We start from the raw sequence: 16,757 nt of genomic DNA, 5'->3' as shown, positions 1-16,757 counted from the left end.
TCGACGGGGGCATGGAGTCCGGACACGCCTACGGCAAGTCGTTGCGCACGGTGAAGAGCTGCGTCGGCAGCGACTGGTGCCGTTACGGGCAACAGGATTCGGTGCAGATGGCCATCGGTCTCGAGCTCCGGTACCGCGGACTGCGCGCCCCGCACAAGATCAAGATGGGCGTCTCCGGTTGTGCGCGGGAGTGCGCCGAGGCGCGCGGCAAGGACGTCGGCGTCATCGCGACGGAGACCGGCTGGAATCTCTACGTCGGTGGAAATGGCGGCGCGACACCGAAACACGCGCAGTTGCTGGCCGGTGAGCTCGACGACGAGACGCTGATCCGCTACATCGACCGCTTCCTGATGTTCTACATCCGCACGGCAGACCGACTTCAGCGCACCGCGCCGTGGGTGGAGAGCCTCGAAGGCGGCCTCGACCACTTGCGCGACGTGGTCTGCAACGACTCGCTCGGCTTGGCAGCGGAGTTCGAGGACGCCGTCGCCAGGCACATCGACGGCTATGCCTGCGAATGGAAGGGGGTGCTGGACGATCCCGACAAGCTCTCGCGGTTCGTGTCGTTCGTCAACGCCCCCGAAGTTGCCGATCCGACAGTGGAATTCACCGAACGCTCGGGCCGCAAGGTGCCGATCGGCATGCCGACGGTCCGACGATAGGAGTAACCGTGACACTTCTCGACGATGCCAATGACGTTCAGGTCTGGACCGCGGCGTGTGACTATGCCCGCTTGCTGCCGGGCCGCGGTGCGGGCGTGTTGCTGCCCGACGGGGTCCAGGTCGCCCTGTTCCGCCTCGACGACGGGTCACTGTGGGCGATCGGAAACGTCGACCCGTTCTCGGGTGCGGCGGTGATGTCGCGGGGGATCGTCGGGGACCGGGCCGGGCGCGTGTGTGTGCAGTCGCCAATCAAGAAGCAGGCGTTCGCCCTCGATGACGGCACCTGCCTGGACGTCCCCGACGTGACGCTGCCGGTCTACCGGACCAGGATCGCCGACGACGGATGCGTCGAGATCGGGTCATAGCCTGTCGCCGAGCGCTACCGGCCGCCTAGGCGGCAATCGGCAGTCGCGCCCGCCGGAACCGACTCGCGATCAACCGCGCCACCCCGGGATGAGTGACGAGCGAAGCCGTCACGACGTCGGCACCGGACTGGTACAGCCTGTCTTGAAACAGCCCGTCCGCCAACAGGTATGACGCCACGACGATTCGCTGCGCCCCACGGGAGCGCATGGTGGTGACGGCGTCGGCGACACGTGGTTCACCGGTCGCCGCGTATGCGAGCTCGACCCGCGCACCGATGGCGGCCGACAGCAAGGTGGCCGTGATCCGAAGATCGCGTTTCGCGCGATCGTCGGATGTTCCGGCGGCGGCGAGGATCACCGAATCGCTAGGGCGCCAACCGGATTCGAGAAGGCGGTCGGTAATGACCCGTACGATGTGGGGCGACGGGCCGAGTGCATCGGTGACGGTCACGTCGGGGTGCCCGCTGGCCGCAACGAACGCAGGGATGTCGACGCGCACGTGGTGGCCGCTGGCGAGGAATGCGGGCACCACGACGGCGGGGCCGTCGGGGAGCGCGGAGAGCACGTCGGAAGGCGTCGGGCCGAGGACGTCGACGAACGCCGTGCGTACCCGTTGCCCCAGCTCTCTGCCCACCCGCTCGGCGAGGTCGGCGATCATCGCGACTCCGTCGGCCTTGCGGGTGCCGTGGGCGACGAGAAGCGGGTTCACGCGGCACCGACCGGGTGCTCGTCGACCGCCAGGCGATAGCCACGCTTCACCACCGTCGTGACGATGTGCTTGTCGCCCAGCGCCGTTCGCAATCGCAGCACCGCGGTCTCGACGGCGTGGGTGTCGGTGCCGCCACCGGGCAGCACGTTGAGCAGGTCGCCGCGCGACACCACGTTGCCAGGGCGGGCGGCCAGTGCGCGGATGGTCGCCATGCCCGCCGGCGGTAGTTCCTTGACGACGCCGTCGACGAGGACGCACGTGCCGCGGATCTCCAGGACGTGACCTGCCACGGTGACGGTCCTTGACTGCAGAAGTGGCAGTTCGTCGGTGATGTGACGGGCCAGTGCGCCGAGTCGCATCCGCTCGGGTGCCGACGTCGGCACCCCGAGTCGGACCAGGGGGCGGGCGGTCACCGGGCCGACGCACATCGCGTGGACGTCGGTCCGCAACGCCGCAAGTACCTTGTCCTCGATACCCATTTCGACGGCCCTCATCAGCATGGCCGCCACGGCGGGCGCCGAGGTGAAGCTGACCGCGTCGAACTTGCGATCGGCGATGCCGCCGACGAGCGCGTCGAAAGCACCGTCGCGTGGTACGGCGTGCCAGCGGTACACGCGAATCGGCACGACCTCGGCTCCCGCGGCGCGGAGCTCGTCGAGGAACTCGGGGAACGGATCCCACTCCGCGGTGGCGCCGTGCAGTTGGACGGCGATCCGCAGGCCTGCGATGCCGCCCTCGACCAGGTATTGCAGTACTTCGCGGGAGGACTCCGATTCCGGCGACCACTCCTCGGGCAGTGCGGCTGCCCGCAGTGCGCCGGTGGCCTTGGGTCCGCGGGAAACGATGCGGGCCTTGCTCAGCGCCGTGGTGAGGTCGCCGGCCAGCCCCCAGCCGTCGGCGGCGGCGATCCAGCCGCGCAGCCCGATGCCCGTCGTCGCGACTACTACGTCGGGCGGCGCGGCGATCAACGCCTCGGTGTGGCCGTGCAGTTCGTCGTCGTCGGGTAGCGGCACCATCTCGATGGCGGCGGCGCTGGTGACGATCGCACCGCGGCGGCGCAGCAACGTGCTCAACTCGTCGGCACGTCGGGCTGCGGTCACCGCCACCCGGAACCCGGTCAGTGGTGCCCAATCAGGGTCAGGCATGCCACCCAGTGAAGGCACTGCGTGTTGCGGTTTGGTTTCCTCGCCGTTGCCTGCGCATGTCTTAACAGGGGAACGGAGGTAGTGTCCGTGAACTTCGTCTCACGAACCGCGGAACCCCGCCGTGAGGTGCATATCCGATGGTCACCACGGGTCGCCGTCGCGGTAGTCGCAGGTGATCTCGCCGGTGGTGTCCAGGTCGGCGTTCAGCGGCAACACGAAGACCGCGTCGTCGTCGTCGGGGGTCGGGGTCAGCCCGGACGGCGCCAGCACCGAGGTCGGACCCTGCCAGGGGAGCCAGCCGCGGGAGGCGTAGATGTGCCTGCCCGCCTCCGACGAGCTGAGGGCGCCCAGCTGGTAGGCGCCGCGTAACACCTGTTCGAGGGCATCCATCACGGCCATCGCGAGGCCTTGGCCGCGCCAGTCCTCCCGCACCGCGACGGCCTCGAGATAGCCGCAGCGCAGTGCTGCGCCCTGATGGATCATCCGGCGTTGCACCACCGCGCCGTGCGCGACCAGCGCACCGCGAACGCAGATCAGCGCGTGCATGCCGCCCAATGCGTGCTCCCAGTCGGCGTCGGTGAAGTCGATCTCGCCATCGGCGAAGGCATCGAGGAGCATCTGGCGGGCGTCCTCACGCGTCTCGCCATCGAGATCGGACGTGTGAACCAGGCGCGCGGTGTGGAGCACACCTCGTTCCTACCAGGGGCTGACGACTAAAACTACCGCCCGCGTGGACGCGACCAGTGCATCCGCACGTGTTGACCCGGTCGCACCTGGGCGACCCTGTCGATGTCCTGATCGGCCACCACGCCGACGACCGGATAGCCGCCGGTCACCGGATGGTCGGGGCCAAGGATCACGGGTAAACCGTTGGGCGGCACCTGAATCGCTCCACGGCAAGCGCCTTCGCTGGGGAGTTGGCGGTCGGGCCAGCGAAGCTCCATGGGGCGGCCCACCAGTCGCATCCCGACGCGATCGCTGCGATCCGAGGCCACCCAGTCGGTGTGCACCAGCGCGTGCGGATTCATGAACCAGTCGTCGCGTGGGCCAGGCACGACCAAGAGCTCGATCAGGTCCGTCACGATGGGGGCGACGGGCGCCTGGTCGAGTTCGGGAAACTCGGCGGTGTGCTCGCCGATGGACAGCACGTCGCCTGGCCTGAGCGGCTGCGGGCCGATCGCCGACATCACGTCGTAGCTGCGGGAGCCCAGCATCGGTTCGGCGTCGATGCCGCCACGGACGGCGAGGTAGCTCCGCAGGCCCGAGCGCGGTGCGCCGAGCGAGATCACCTGCCCGTCGTGGGCGTAGTGAATGCTGTTGGTGCCGAAGGGAAGTCCATTCAGCGACGGATCGGCGTCGGCGCCGGTGACGGCGATCGCGACGTCACCGCCGCGGACGCGTGCCGACAACCCACCGAACGTGACCTCGATGGTGGCGCGGTCGTGCGGGTTGGCCACCAGTCTGTTGGCCAGCGAGTGGGAGCGACGGTCGGCGGCGCCGGAGCGGGTGACACCCATGTGGGCAAGCCCTGGTCTGCCAAGGTCTTCCAACAGCGCCAGCGGGCCGGTCTTCAGGATTTCGAGAGTGGTCATCGTCCGCTCCTATCCGATCGCCCGGAACTGCACCCACGTGCCCGGGGTCAGGAGCGCGGGTGGGTCGCGTTCGATGTCCCAGAGGGCCGCATCGGTGCGTCCGATCAACTGCCAGCCGCCCGGCGTCTCCCTGGGGTAGATGCCGCTGAATTCGCCTGCCAGCCCAACGGAGCCGACGGGCACCTTGGTGCGGGGTTCGGCTCGGCGCGGGACGTGCAGCCGTTCGTCACCGCCGACCAGATAGGCGAAGCCGGGAGCGAACCCGCCGAAACCCACCCGCAGCGGTGCAGCGGTATGGGCGGCGACGACCTGGTCGGGGGAGAGTCCGGTGAGGCGTGCCACCTCGTCGAGGTCTTCACCGTCGTAGACGACGTCGATGGTGACGTCGATGGTGACGTCGGCGCGAGGGCTGTCGACGGTGCTCCCGGCCGCCTCCACGCAAAGTTTTTCGAGGCGGGCTCGCGTCGATGCCTGGTAGCGGTGGCCGGCAAGTTTGAGCAGCACCGTTCGCGAGGCAGGGACGATGTCGAGGACGCCGGGCAGACCGGCGTCGCGCAGCGCGTCGTACCAGGCCAGCACCTCGGCCGTGCTGTCGAAGTCGAGCAGCAGGGCCTGATCCCCGTAGTCGTGAACCGTGCCGAGGGACGCCACGTTCAACACTTCAGCCGAGACCGTCATCTGTTCAAGCTACCCATGAGTAGCTACGTTTACGGTAAGTCTTAGGACCTCGCCAGAGGAGCCTCAGAGATGCTTCAGACCGCGGGCTCGTACGTCGGCTCTCTGCGCTTGATGGACGCGATCACGCGGTAGGTGATGGGCAGCATGACCACTTCGACGCCGGTCTTGTAGAGCCAACCGAGCGCGGTGTAAACGGCGAAGTCGCGGAAGCTGGTGATGCCGATAGCGCTTGCCGCAATGCTGCAGAACACCAACGTGTCACCGAGCTGGCCGGCGAACGTCGACCCGACGAGGCGCGCCCAGAGGTGCTTCTCCTTGGTGCGCTCCTTGATGGCGACGACGACCCACGCATTGATGGTCTGCCCGACGATGAAGCCGGCGAGTCCGGCGATGATCAGTTGGGTGTACGCGTGCACGACGTTCTCCAGCGCCGCCTGGTTCTCGTAGAAATCGGCGGCTGGCAGATAGATCGTCACCCAGAACGCCAGTGCGGCCAGCACATTCATCGAGAAGCCGAGGACGATTGCGCGGCGTGCTGCCTTGAAGCCGTACACCTCGGATAGCACGTCGCCGATGACGTAGGTCAGGGGGAAGACGATGAAGCCGCCGTCGGTGATGATCGGACCGAACGCCACACCCTTGGTGGCGGTGACGTTCGAGATGATGACGAGCGCCGTGAACACCGCGACGAGAATTGGATAGTAGGTCGAGCCCACCTGTGCGAATCCTGTGGGGTGCGCTGACTTCTCGGGTGTCTGGCTGGTCACCCGGTCATCTTGTCAGGTGAGCACTCTTGCGATCATCGGCGGTAGCCGATCGGCCACCACGGGGTAGGACAACACCGATGTGAACGCCAGCGCGCCTGCGAGGTCCTTGCCCGTGAAGACGTTCCGGTTCGTCTTGGTCGACTTCAGGGTGGCGAACGTGGGGTCGGCGATCAGTGCCGCCTGCTCCTCGTCGCTCTCGGTCTTCCACACGACGACGTCGGCGGTGTCGAGCACCGACGCCAGCTTGTCGCGCGGCACCTGAGCCCGGTCGTCCTTCACGAAGGCGTTGAGTCCGTCCGGCACCGCGAAGCCCATCTGCGCCAGGAACTCGGTGCGCCAGCCAGGCGGGGTGACGTCGTATTCGTCCTGGTAGGCCGTCGCGCTGACCACCACGACCTTCTTGCCGTTGAACGTCGGGTTGTTCTTTCCGACGTCGGTGAACTTGGCATCGACGTCGGCGACGAGCTTGGTCATGTCGTCGAACTTGAACACCGCCTGACCGATGGTGTTCGCCTGGTCCTTCCACGGTTCGAAGAACGCGCTCTGACCGGACTGCGCGACGGTCGGCGCGATGGCGGACAGCTTCGTATAGGTGTCCTGGTCGAGACCTGCATTGGTCGCGACGATGAGATCGGGTTTGAGCGCGGCGATCTGATCGACATGGATGCCATCGTTCAGGTTCAGCACGACCGGCTGTGCGGAACCGAGTTTCGGTTGGGCCCAAGGCCATACGCCGAACGGTTCACCGCCGAACCAGTCGGTGATGGCAATCGGCACGACCCCAAGCGCAAGTAGGTCGTCCTGCTCGGTGAATCCCGCGCTGACGACCCGGCTCGGCGCCGCCTTGATCTTGGTCTCGCCAAAGACGTGTTTGACGGTGACCGACCCGTCGCCGGCAACCGTGCCGGGTTTGTTCGAGCCGCAGGCCACGGTCGTCAAGGCGAGGCCTGCGGACATGGCCAGGAAACTCCGTCGGGACCAGATAGATGGCACGTGGCCGAGCGTAATCTCCCATCCGGCGAGGTGACCGCCGGACACGATTTAATCCTCGTCGGTGAAGGCCTCGAGGTACTCGTCGTAATCCTTGACGGCACCGCGGATCTCCTCTGCGGCGCGTTCCCAGGACTCGGTGATGTCGGCGCGTGCCGCATCTGCTCGAGCGGCGACGTCGCGACGCTCACGGCCCACGGCGTCCCTGACGTTGCCACCGCGGGCGGCAATGGTCGCGACGGTGAACGCGGAGTCGATCGCCGACGCGGCCACGTCGCCTTGAGCGCGGAGGACGGTTTCGGCGACGTCGGCGGCGCCGACTACCACCGCGTTGGGCAGGGTGGCCTGGTTGCCCACGTACTCACCGATCGCGGTCCGCACTCGGGTTCCGGTGCTCGAGACCACTGCTTGCACCTCGGTGCGCGTGTTGGCAAGTGCGGCGGGCAGCGTTGCGCCACCACGGATCTCGTCGACCACGCTGGCAGGGGCGTGGACGAGGGCCGCCGACACGTCCGTTGAGGCGCCGACGAGCTGGGCGCCCAGGCTCTGGCCCGCACCGAGCTGGCGCTCCAGGACGTGGCGGATCACGATTCCGCGGGTCGCCGCCGGCTCGACGACCTCGATGGTCACCTCGCTGGCTTCTAGTTCGAGCGGGGTGTCGTGATCGGTCATGGCGGTTCCTTCCGGCGCGGGTCATCGGACGATCGCCAGTCCACACCGACAACCCGACTCGCAGCCGGCGGGCGGACTACGTCCTGATGAATCCCTTGTTGCGCATCAGGAAGTCCGCGAGGAAGCCGTCGTGCGGGATGTGGGGTTTGGCGAACTGGGTGGGACGGCCGCCGCGGTAGACGCTGGCGAGCTCCGCAACGGAGCCAGGCCGTCATCCCTGGACCAACCGGAGACCCACACACACGGGAAGGGCAGCTCGACGTTGATGGTGTCGACGTCGGTCTGCGCATGACGTCCCTGTCGGGTGGCGGTCAAACACAGACTGGCGCAACGGCGAACGATCGGCGACCTTGGAGTGAACTGTGAAAGTGTCGTAGCCCGATTCGAGCTTCGCGACCGGGGTATTCGCCGTCAACGGCGAACGTCGCCGGATCAGTCCTCATTGCGGAGGTGGCGGCCCATGCTGCACAGCGTCGTTCTTGCGGCTTCAGACAACATCATGGCGGCAGGGTTCATCCTCCGCGGCATCAAGGGCATCTTCGTCGCGATCGGCAGCATCATCGCCGCCATCGTCTGCGCGGTGATCGCCGGAACGAAGGGCCGGAGTGCGATCGGGTGGGGGATTCTCGGGCTCTTCTTCAGCATCCTCACGCTGATCGTCGTGATCGTGATTCCCAGCAAGAAGAGTTGACCCGCGGCCAATCACGCCTCCGTGGGTGCATGCTTGATAGGCGTCCCTGGGAGTGACCATGAGTACACAACAGCGTTTGATTCGTTCGGCTCTGCTGGCGGTGGGCCCGTTCGTGGTGGGCGTGGCCGGTCTCGTCGGCGCACCCGTCGCTGCGGCAGGCTGCAACGACTCCAGCGGAACGGTCGTCTGCGCCCAGGGGGACATCCGCGGAACGCATGGTCCGGCCCCGGCCCGATCCGACCTCGGCGCCTGGGGTACCTGGTGCAACGACTCGGTGTGCTTCAGCGGTGGTGGGCTCGGGATCGTGGTCGGGCCATGACCGCGCGCCGCAGCCGCTGCTAACCGATCGCGAGGAGGACGCCGAGGCCGATCATGGTCACGGCGATCAGGGAGTCGAGAACCCGCCACGTGACGGGCCTGGCGAACAGGCCGGAAAGCTGGCGTGCGCCCAAGCCGAGTCCGGTGAACCAGACCGCGCTGGCGGCCACCGCTCCGGCGCCGAACAGCCAGCGCTCCTCGCGGTGTTCGTTCGCCAGGGCACCGAGAAGTACGACCGTGTCGAGGTACACGTGCGGGTTCAGAAACGTCAGCGCGGCACACGTGACGAGTACCTCGGCCAGCCGGGCCGGCATCACGTCCGAAGGCGTCAACGACGCGGGACGCCATGCGCGCTTGGCTGCCCACAAGCCGTAGCCGACGAGGAAGGCGGCGCCGCCGAACTTGGCGACGTTCAACGCACTTGGGTGGGCGCCGATCAGCGCGCCGACGCCCGCGATGCCCGCGGCGATCAGCACGATGTCCGACAGGGTGCACATGGCCACCACGGGCAGTACGTGCTCGCGTCGGATGCCTTGGCGCAGGACGAACGCGTTCTGGGCGCCGATGGCGGCGATCAGCGCGAAGGAGGCCAGGAATCCGATGACGAGCGGGGAGTTCATGCCTCGAACGTAAGATGCTGGCACTCGCCAGTCCAGCTAATGATTCTTACGCAACATTAGAACAGCTAATGCGACTTTGATGGCCAACAGTCGGCGACTCTCGCGCCATCCTGGCCGGATCTCGTCGGTGTATGGCGCAATCCGTGGCTTCGACGACCCGCACGCGGCCCTAATGTCGAAGGCGATGTCCGCGATCCTGCTCAGCATCCACGTCATCGTCGCCATCCTCGCGATCGGCCCGATCGCGGTGTCGGCAAGCATCTTTCCGCGATATGCGGCAGTGGCGCCCGTGGCGGGCGTTCTGCACCGGATCTGCGTTACCTACGCGGCGGTCGGCGTGGCGGTGCCGCTGCTGGGGATCGCGACGGCAGCGGCGATGGGCGTGCTCACCGACGTGTGGGTGCTGGTGTCCATCGCGCTAACTGCCGTCGCGGCGGTGATCCTGATGGCGAGCATCCTGCCCGCGCAACGCGCGGTTCTGGCCGGCGGGCCCCCGGCTCGGCTCGCGATGACCACGGGGGTATTCAACTTGTTGTGGGTGGCCGTGACGATTCTGATGATCGTGCGGCCCGGATCGTCGACGGGGGTCTAGGAACGTCGTGTCCAAATCCCGACGATTGTTGGCCAGCCAGCCACTGGCGGTGCCCCACCGCGGTTCGGCACTGTGATGGCATGACGACCAAGGAACAGGCCCCAACACCCGTCGACATCAGCAATGCGGCCCAATGGAGCCTCCCCGATTCCGACATCTGTTCAGCAGCTTTGCAATTGACGTTCGACGTCTCGCCGGCGCTCATCACCAACCACAGTGTCCGCAGTTATCTCTTCGCGCGCGAACTCGCTGCCGCCAAGGGGCTGCGTGGCGACGTCGATTACGACGACGAACTCGTCTTCCTGGCGTGCATCCTCCATGACCTCGGCATCACCGACCACGGTGGCGGCGATCAGCGATTCGAGGTCGATGGAGCAGATGCAGCAGCGCGCTTCCTTCGCGAACACGGGATATCCGACGAACGCGTTGTCACGGTATGGCAGTCGATTGCCCTGCACACCAGTCTCGGCCTGGCGCACCGGTTTGGCCCGGAACAGGCCGTATCTCATTTCGGGATCTCACTTGACATCAGCGGCAGCGAGAAGGACCTTCTCTCAACGGGCTTCGCCGAACGGGTCCACGCGGCGTGGCCCCGTCACGATCTCGGACATGCGATCGCCGAACTCATCGCGCGCGACATACGATCCAACCCGACGAAGAGCCCGCCCTTCACGTTTCCTGCCCACCTGAACGAACTCATCAACGGAAACTCGATTTCGTTCCTCGACGTGGTGAAGAATTCGGGCTGGGGCGATCAGCCCCTGACGGAGGGTGCCACCTATCACGTTGGGCGAGAATGGGATTGATTCACCCGAGCGCTGGGAAAGCCCGCGAAGGCTGAGCTGGCAATATCTCGGCAGCTGGCCTTAATATTGCCAACGCCGGTGGTATGGTGCTGGGATGCGCACCGTGGCTGTCCTCGCCTTATCGGACGTCATCGCCTTCGACCTCAGCACCGCCGTCGAAGTGTTCGGACGAGTCCCGCTGCCCGACGGCTCGAGTGGTTACCACGTGCAAGTGTGCGGAACGGAGCCGAATGTCACGGCCGGACCGCTCCGCATCGGCACCGACCACGGTCTCGAGGCCTTGGCCGACGCAGACACGATCATCGTGCCTGGCCGCAACGACGTCACCGCTGAAACATCGGCCGAGGTGATCGCTGCACTACGCTCCGCGTTCGCCGGTGGCGCCCGCATCGCATCGATCTGCACGGGCGCCTTCACACTGGCCACCGCCGGCCTGCTCGACGGTAAGCGTGCCACCACGCACTGGATTGCGGCCGACCTCTTTCGCGCTGCTTTTCCAGCGGTTCACCTTGACCCCGACGTCCTCTACGTCGACGAGGGCCAAATACTGACCTCCGCCGGTGCCTCGGCCGGCCTCGATCTGTGTCTACACATGGTGCAATGCGACTACGGTGCAGCGGTTGCGGCCGCCGCCGCAAGGCTCGCAGTGGCGCCCCTCCACCGCAGCGGCGGCCAAGCGCAGTTCATCGTCCGAAACCAGCTGCCCGTCAACAACATCGGAGAGGCAACCGAGCTGGATCGGGTGCTGGCGTGGATCGAGACGCACGCGCACCGCGACTTGACACTGACGGATGTCGCACACCGCGCCGCCATGAGTATCCGCACCCTCAACCGCAGGTTTCAGGCCGAAACCGGCCAGACTCCAATGCAGTGGGTCACCGGGGTACGGATCCGCCACGCACAGCAATTTCTCGAGACCACCTCATACGGCGTGGAACGGATCGGCCGCGAAGTCGGCTTCACGTCATCGGCCAACTTTCGCGAACAGTTTCGCCGACTCACTGGAGTAGCGCCGCAAACCTATCGCAACACATTCAAAGAACGCATCGCAGGATGAGCTGCCGATCAGCCAGTTGGGCTGCGGACCCGGGTGTTTGGCCGACGCCCGTGCCACGATGGACGGCAATGTCCGGAATCGGAGCTGAAGGGTGAGATGGTGAGCGTCGATGGAACGCCCCGGCCGACCAAGGCCGATGTAGCGCGTCTCGCCAACGTTTCGACTGCCACTGTCAGTTACGTGCTCAACAACGCCGCGGGCCGGTCCATCTCACCCCGGACCAGGGAGACAGTTCACCGCGCCGCCAAGCAGCTCGGATACCGCCCCAACTTGGCGGCCCGCAACCTGGCGCGGGGCGGCAGTGGCGTGGTGCTCTACGTCATGCCGCGGATGGCGCCGGGTGAATTGCCCATCGAGGTCGGCAGCCGGCTCACCACGGCACTCGCCCGCCGCGGCATCGTGCACGCCGTGCAGTTCGAAACCGAGGATGATCAGAACATCGTCGAAGCCATCGCCGACCTGAATCCCATCGCAGTGACGAGTCTGTTTCCACTCACCGGCACCGCCGCAGCGGCCGTCGAAGCCGCGGGTGTCCCCCAAATCCATCTCGGTAGCGGGCAGTTGCAGGAGATCGGCACGCTCCACTTGTCGGTCGGCGAGATGCGGGTAGACCATTTGGTGTCACGGGGTCACAGTGCGCTCGCGTTCGCGTACTCCGGCGTCACGAAATGGCGGCCCCTCGGCGATTATTGGCTGCCGGGGATACGTGCTGCGGTTGGCAGTCGAGGTCTCCCGGAGGTGGCCGTTGACGCGGTCACCGCAGGAGACGCGGCCGATGTGGTGTCGGGCTGGGTGAAAGGCGGTGTGACGGCGGTCTGTGCGCAGAGCGACGACACGGCGTTGGTGGTCTTGCACGGCATTCGGCAGGCCGGCTTGCGCTGCCCGGAGGACCTCGCGGTCATGGGAGTCGATGCGAACACGGCTGGCGAGGTCAGTGCGCCACCGCTGACCACGGTGGCGTTCGACGCTCATGCGATCGTCGAACTCGGCGTCGCGGTGATGATGGCCGAGCTGGGCTACCCCGAGGAAGAAGTTGAGTCGACGGCCGCCGATATCGCGACCCTCATTTGCCGCGCATCAACCTGACCGCCTGTCGGTCCGGGCTTCATCCTTAGCGGAGCTAGACATTTGCCGGTTACGCGCGTAACTTGAAGCGCGTCCTCGTGGGGGACGCTAGATGAGACGAGGAAGAAATGTCGGTGAATGGCCGCCGTAAGAACTTGGTCATCGGCGCGAGTGGATTTCTCGGCTCCCATGTGACTCGCCAGCTCGTCGCGGCAGGCGAAGACGTCCGCGCCATGATCCGAAAGACCAGCCCCACCAAGGGAATCGACGACCTCGACGTCGAACGCTGCTACGGAGACATCTTCGAGACCTCCGCACTGCGAACCGCGATGAGCGGATGCGACGTCGTCTACTACTGCGTGGTCGACGCACGGATGTGGCTGCGCGACCCTGCGCCGCTGTTCCGCACCAACGTCGATGGACTTCGCAATGTGCTCGACGTCGCCGTCGAGCACGATCTCCGCAAGTTCGTATTCACCAGCACCACGGGCACATTGGCGATCAGTGACGCAGGGCCGGTCACCGAGGACGATCCGCACAACTGGGATCAGGGCGGCGCCTACATCCAGTCCCGCGTGGCCGCCGAAGACCTCGTGATGCAGTACGTCCGCGACAAGGGCCTGCCCGCCGTCGCGCTATGCATCTCCACCACGTACGGTCCGTGCGATTGGCAGCCGACACCGCACGGATCCCTGATTGCGCGCGTGGCATCGGGCAAGTTCCCGTTCTATCTCGGCTTCTCCTCAGAGGTCGTCGGGATTGAAGATGCAGCGCGCGCAATGCTTCTTGCGGCCATCCGCGGCAAGAACGGGCAGCGCTACATCATCTCCGACCGCTACATGAGCACGCGCGATGTGCATTCGATCGCAGCCGAAGCCGCCGGTGTGAAGTCGCCGCGCGTCGGGATACCGCTCAAACTTCTATATGCCGCGGCGTACGTCAACGACCTTGCAGCGCAACTACTTCGGCGCGACTTGCCATTCGCAGTCGTTGGCTTGCGGATGGCCGAACTGATGTCACCACTGGACCACGGCAAGGCGGTACGTGAACTCGGCTGGATACCCCGGCCGGCAGAAGAGTCAATCCGCAAGGCGGCTCAGTTCTTCACTACGCAGCGCTGCTGAAGAGCCGACGCGATACGACCTGCCTGCCCGTGTCGCGACCGATCAACGCACCTCAATTGATTGCCGTTCGCTGATGTGACGTCCGCTACACTCCTGGTTACGCGCGTAACTTACGCGCGTAACCAGAAGGGATTCGGCCCGTGACCACGGCGAAGCGGTCGGAGAGGCGGATTGGCGTGGCACACGACCCGTGTCAACCGGCCACCTGCCGATCGTCCGCCGGTGACCACGAGTTCGAAAGATCCCAATCAAAGAGGAGAACAGATATGCCAGTACGAATTCACCGCCGGTTCCCAGCGAGATCAGGCGAGCGACGCATGCTGCGCGCCGCCGTGGCGTTCGGCGCGGCGGCCATGATGCTGGGTGGCGTCGGCGTCCCGACCGCTAGCGCTGACCCGGTGCTGCCGCTGCCGGCGCTCTGCGGCTTTACGTCGCCCGGGGACGACACCGGTACCGAGGTCGATGCGATCAAGACGCTCAAGGCGACCTACTTCTCGAACATCGACGCGAAGAACTGGACCGGCCTGAGCACACTCCTCTCCCCGAACGTCGTGGAGGACACCTTGTGCAGCGCCGGCCCCATCTTCTACGGCAGGGACCCGTTCATCGCCTTCCTGAAGCTCACGCTCGGTGGCGCCACTACCCACCATCAGGGCACCGACCCGCACATCAAGCTGACGTCCGCGACGACTGCCGCCGGCCTGTGGACGTTGGAGGACGTCCTCGTCTTCGGCGGCGTCCTCGGGGTGCACGGCTACGGCCATTACAACGATCACTACGAAAAGGTCAACGGTCAGTGGGTAGTCAAGGACTCCAAGCTGACCCGCACCCGCATCGACATAGTCGATCCCAACACCAACGCCGTGATCCAGGCGAACGCGTCTCTCCTTGACGTCGCCGCCAAGGTCAAGGCGATCACCGGGTAGTACTTCTGGCAAAGGCGGGAGACGTCGTCGTGGTCTCCCGCCTTCGTCATGTCCTGCTCCTCGTGCGAAAGTGCTGGTGTGACAACCTTCGTCGTCGATGCACAGGTGGCCATCGACCTCGCCGCCAACGGTGCGACCATCCCACCGGAGCACAGCCTGGCGGCTCCCACGCTACTGCGCTCGCAGGCGCTCGCCCTCGTGTACGAATCGGTGCACCGCGGCGAGATCGACGAACGGACCGGCCGCAAGGTTCTCGACGACATCCGTGGGCTGCGAATCCGGCTCCTCGGCGACCGAGCACTGCAGGACCAAGCGTGGCGAGTAGCCGCCAAGCTCAACTGGCCGGACACCTACCGGGCCGAGTACATCGCACTGACCCAGCTGCAGGCGGACGCGCTGGCCACCGCGGACGGGGAACTGGCCGCCGCGGCGCGGGCATTCGTCGAAACCGTGTCCCCGGCCGACATCCTGCGGTCCTAAGAGCCCGGTCGCTCTTCGGCCAGCCGCACGGCGTGCAACTAGTCCACCTGCAGTGGGCTTAATATCATCCATTTACATTAGAATCACTAATGTGACTCTGGATGCCCAGCAGATGGCGGCCTTCGCGGCAGTCGTCGGGTTGGGTTCCTTCGATGCGGCGGCCGCGAAGCTGCACGTGACGCCATCGGCCATCAGTCAGCGGATCAAGGCACTCGAGCACGGTGTCGGCCAGGTGTTGGTGAAGCGGGAGAAGCCTTGTACGGCAACGGCAGCGGGCATTCCGCTGCTCCGGTTGGCGGCACAGACTGCATTGCTGGAAGCCGAGGCGCTTGCCGAGATGGGGGGCGGTCCAGTGGAACGCACCCGGGTGGCGCTCGCGGTCAATGCCGACTCGATGTCCACCTGGTTCACCGCAGTCTTCGGCCGACTGCCGCATGTGTTGTTCGACGTTCGGATCGAGGACCAAGACCACTCTGCGCGGTTGCTGCGGGAGGGCGCGGTGATGGGTGCCGTCACCACCGAGCGCACGCCGGTGCCCGGTTGTCGCACTCAATCGATCGGTGTGATGCGGTATGTGCCGGTGGCGAGCCCTGGATTCGTCGAGCGGGAACTGCCCGAAGGCGTCACGGCGGTTTCGATGGCGGCGGCCCCGTCGCTTGCGTGGAATCGTGATGACGCCTTGCAGGACATGTTGTTGCGCAAGGTTTTCCGTCGGCCGATCGACCGCCCGGTGCACTACGTGCCCACTGCGGAGGGGTTTCGGGCAGCAGCGGTGGCCGGGTTGGGGTGGGCCATGTACCCGGAGCGGGCGGCCGAGACGGCGTTGCACGACGGCTCGTTCGTCCGGATCGCCGACGCGCATCTCGACGTGCCATTGTTCTGGCAGTGTTGGAAGTTGGACAGCCCGACGATCGACGCCGTCACCAACGCGGTGCGGTCCGCAGCTGCGGACCTTGGCCGGCGATAGGCCCGTCAGTGTTTGGCGAGGGTGAATTGACAGACGTCGGTGTAGCCGTCCCGGAACAGGTCGGCGCAGCCGGTCAGGTATCTGACGTAGCGCTCATAAACCTGCGGGGACTGGATGGCCAAGGCCTCGTCACGGTGCGATTCCAATGCGGCGGCCCACAGATCGAGCGTCCGGGCGTAGTGCGGTTGCAGCGACTGCACCTGATCGACCGAGAAACCCGCCCTTGCGGCATGTTCGGTGACGATGTCGGTGCAAGGCAGCTGCCCGCCGGGAAAGATCTCGTCGAGGATGAACTTGATGAACCGCAACAACGTCATCGTGATGTGCAGTCCGCGTTGCCGCGCGGTTTCGGCGTCGACCGCGAGGATGGTGTGCAGCAACATGACCCCATCCGGTGGCAGCCTGTCATGGGCGAAGGTGAAGAAGTCGCCGTAGCGGTTGGCGCCGAAGTGTTCGAACGCCCCGATCGAGACGATCCGATCGACCGGCTCTTGGAACTGCTCCCAGCCGTTGAGTAGAACCCGTTTGGCA

Annotated in this window: 21 protein-coding genes and 2 pseudogenes; 12 read left to right on the top strand and 11 right to left on the bottom strand. The window is 66.0% G+C overall.

The features are described 5' to 3' along the window. Nucleotides 1-662, top strand: a pseudogene (locus QOD90_RS01635) (nitrite reductase (NAD(P)H)); the annotation flags it as partial. A gap of 8 nt (nt 663-670) precedes the next feature. Further along, the gene (nirD, locus tag QOD90_RS01630; protein WP_526346010.1) at nt 671-1,027 is read left to right on the top strand and encodes a nitrite reductase small subunit NirD; all 357 of its coding nucleotides are present in this window, start codon (nt 671-673) and stop codon (nt 1,025-1,027) included. 25 nt (nt 1,028-1,052) lie between these two features. Here nirD and QOD90_RS01625 read toward each other — a convergent pair whose 3' ends face one another. The 9 genes and pseudogenes from QOD90_RS01625 to QOD90_RS01585 all read right to left on the bottom strand — a co-directional run. Next, the gene (locus tag QOD90_RS01625) at nt 1,053-1,736 is read right to left on the bottom strand and encodes a sirohydrochlorin chelatase (RefSeq protein WP_526346008.1); all 684 of its coding nucleotides are present in this window, start codon (nt 1,734-1,736) and stop codon (nt 1,053-1,055) included. Further along, nucleotides 1,733-2,881 (bottom strand): uroporphyrinogen-III synthase, encoded by a 1,149-nt coding sequence (locus QOD90_RS01620; RefSeq protein WP_526346006.1) that lies wholly within the window; start codon nt 2,879-2,881, stop codon nt 1,733-1,735. Before QOD90_RS01620 ends, QOD90_RS01625 begins: the two co-directional genes overlap by 4 nt. 141 nt (nt 2,882-3,022) lie before the next feature. Continuing rightward, nucleotides 3,023-3,568 (bottom strand): GNAT family N-acetyltransferase, encoded by a 546-nt coding sequence (locus QOD90_RS01615; RefSeq protein WP_526346004.1) that lies wholly within the window; start codon nt 3,566-3,568, stop codon nt 3,023-3,025. Between the two features lie 32 nt (nt 3,569-3,600). Beyond that, nucleotides 3,601-4,473, bottom strand: coding sequence for a 5-oxoprolinase/urea amidolyase family protein (locus QOD90_RS01610; RefSeq protein ID WP_526346002.1), 873 nt, complete (start codon nt 4,471-4,473; stop codon nt 3,601-3,603). A 9-nt stretch (nt 4,474-4,482) separates the two neighbouring features. Further along, on the bottom strand, nt 4,483-5,151 hold the full coding sequence (locus QOD90_RS01605) for a 5-oxoprolinase subunit B family protein (protein WP_526346000.1): 669 nt from the start codon (nt 5,149-5,151) through the stop codon (nt 4,483-4,485). Between the two features lie 74 nt (nt 5,152-5,225). Next, nucleotides 5,226-5,918: a queuosine precursor transporter gene (locus tag QOD90_RS01600; RefSeq protein WP_526345998.1), complete on the bottom strand. Its 693-nt coding sequence runs from the start codon at nt 5,916-5,918 to the stop codon at nt 5,226-5,228. A gap of 12 nt (nt 5,919-5,930) precedes the next feature. Further along, the gene (locus tag QOD90_RS01595) at nt 5,931-6,911 is read right to left on the bottom strand and encodes an ABC transporter substrate-binding protein (RefSeq protein WP_526345996.1); all 981 of its coding nucleotides are present in this window, start codon (nt 6,909-6,911) and stop codon (nt 5,931-5,933) included. Nucleotides 6,912-6,959: 48 nt separating this feature from the next. Continuing rightward, nucleotides 6,960-7,580, bottom strand: coding sequence for a hypothetical protein (locus QOD90_RS01590; protein ID WP_526345994.1), 621 nt, complete (start codon nt 7,578-7,580; stop codon nt 6,960-6,962). A gap of 76 nt (nt 7,581-7,656) precedes the next feature. Beyond that, nucleotides 7,657-7,859 (bottom strand): annotated as a pseudogene (locus QOD90_RS01585) (aldehyde dehydrogenase family protein); the annotation flags it as partial. A 181-nt stretch (nt 7,860-8,040) separates the two neighbouring features. Here QOD90_RS01585 and QOD90_RS01580 point away from each other — a divergent pair. Together QOD90_RS01580 and QOD90_RS01575 are read left to right on the top strand one after the other, a co-directional pair. Further along, a complete protein-coding gene (locus QOD90_RS01580; protein ID WP_526345992.1) occupies nt 8,041-8,271 on the top strand; it encodes a deoxyribodipyrimidine photolyase in 231 nt (76 codons plus the stop codon). A 58-nt stretch (nt 8,272-8,329) separates the two neighbouring features. Next, on the top strand, nt 8,330-8,590 hold the full coding sequence (locus QOD90_RS01575) for a hypothetical protein (RefSeq protein WP_526345990.1): 261 nt from the start codon (nt 8,330-8,332) through the stop codon (nt 8,588-8,590). A 19-nt stretch (nt 8,591-8,609) separates the two neighbouring features. On the opposite strand, the gene lysE is transcribed toward QOD90_RS01575, so the two are convergent. Further along, nucleotides 8,610-9,209 carry an L-lysine exporter gene (gene lysE / locus QOD90_RS01570; RefSeq protein ID WP_526345988.1) on the bottom strand — a complete coding sequence of 200 codons (600 nt, stop codon included), beginning with the start codon at nt 9,207-9,209 and terminating at the stop codon, nt 8,610-8,612. A 184-nt stretch (nt 9,210-9,393) separates the two neighbouring features. Between lysE and QOD90_RS01565 the strand changes: the two genes are divergently transcribed. The 8 genes from QOD90_RS01565 (at nt 9,394) to QOD90_RS01530 (ending at nt 16,226) form a co-directional block, all read left to right on the top strand. After that, entirely contained in the window at nt 9,394-9,801 is a 408-nt protein-coding gene (locus tag QOD90_RS01565; RefSeq protein ID WP_526346012.1) for a hypothetical protein, read from the top strand. Nucleotides 9,802-9,881: 80 nt separating this feature from the next. Continuing rightward, the gene (locus QOD90_RS01560) at nt 9,882-10,607 is read left to right on the top strand and encodes an HD domain-containing protein (RefSeq protein ID WP_526345986.1); all 726 of its coding nucleotides are present in this window, start codon (nt 9,882-9,884) and stop codon (nt 10,605-10,607) included. Between the two features lie 94 nt (nt 10,608-10,701). Beyond that, nucleotides 10,702-11,664, top strand: coding sequence for a GlxA family transcriptional regulator (locus QOD90_RS01555; RefSeq protein ID WP_526345984.1), 963 nt, complete (start codon nt 10,702-10,704; stop codon nt 11,662-11,664). Between the two features lie 96 nt (nt 11,665-11,760). Continuing rightward, entirely contained in the window at nt 11,761-12,750 is a 990-nt protein-coding gene (locus tag QOD90_RS01550; protein ID WP_526345982.1) for a LacI family DNA-binding transcriptional regulator, read from the top strand. Nucleotides 12,751-12,863: 113 nt separating this feature from the next. Further along, nucleotides 12,864-13,853 carry an NAD-dependent epimerase/dehydratase family protein gene (locus QOD90_RS01545; RefSeq protein ID WP_526345980.1) on the top strand — a complete coding sequence of 330 codons (990 nt, stop codon included), beginning with the start codon at nt 12,864-12,866 and terminating at the stop codon, nt 13,851-13,853. 317 nt (nt 13,854-14,170) lie between these two features. Continuing rightward, nucleotides 14,171-14,779: a nuclear transport factor 2 family protein gene (locus QOD90_RS01540; protein WP_526345978.1), complete on the top strand. Its 609-nt coding sequence runs from the start codon at nt 14,171-14,173 to the stop codon at nt 14,777-14,779. Between the two features lie 78 nt (nt 14,780-14,857). Next, on the top strand, nt 14,858-15,259 hold the full coding sequence (locus tag QOD90_RS01535; protein ID WP_526345976.1) for a type II toxin-antitoxin system VapC family toxin: 402 nt from the start codon (nt 14,858-14,860) through the stop codon (nt 15,257-15,259). A 91-nt stretch (nt 15,260-15,350) separates the two neighbouring features. Then, on the top strand, nt 15,351-16,226 hold the full coding sequence (locus QOD90_RS01530) for an ArgP/LysG family DNA-binding transcriptional regulator (protein ID WP_526345974.1): 876 nt from the start codon (nt 15,351-15,353) through the stop codon (nt 16,224-16,226). A 5-nt stretch (nt 16,227-16,231) separates the two neighbouring features. Here the strand turns inward: QOD90_RS01530 and QOD90_RS01525 are convergent. Beyond that, the coding region (locus QOD90_RS01525; RefSeq protein WP_526345972.1) for a class I SAM-dependent methyltransferase at nt 16,232-16,757 on the bottom strand (526 nt) is incomplete at its 5' end.

The organism is Mycobacterium sp. (assembly GCF_032161845.1).
Classification (GTDB): Bacteria; Actinomycetota; Actinomycetes; order Mycobacteriales; family Mycobacteriaceae; genus Mycobacterium.
Note: the sequence above shows the minus strand (reverse complement) of the source record. Positions and strands in the feature narration are given on the sequence as shown.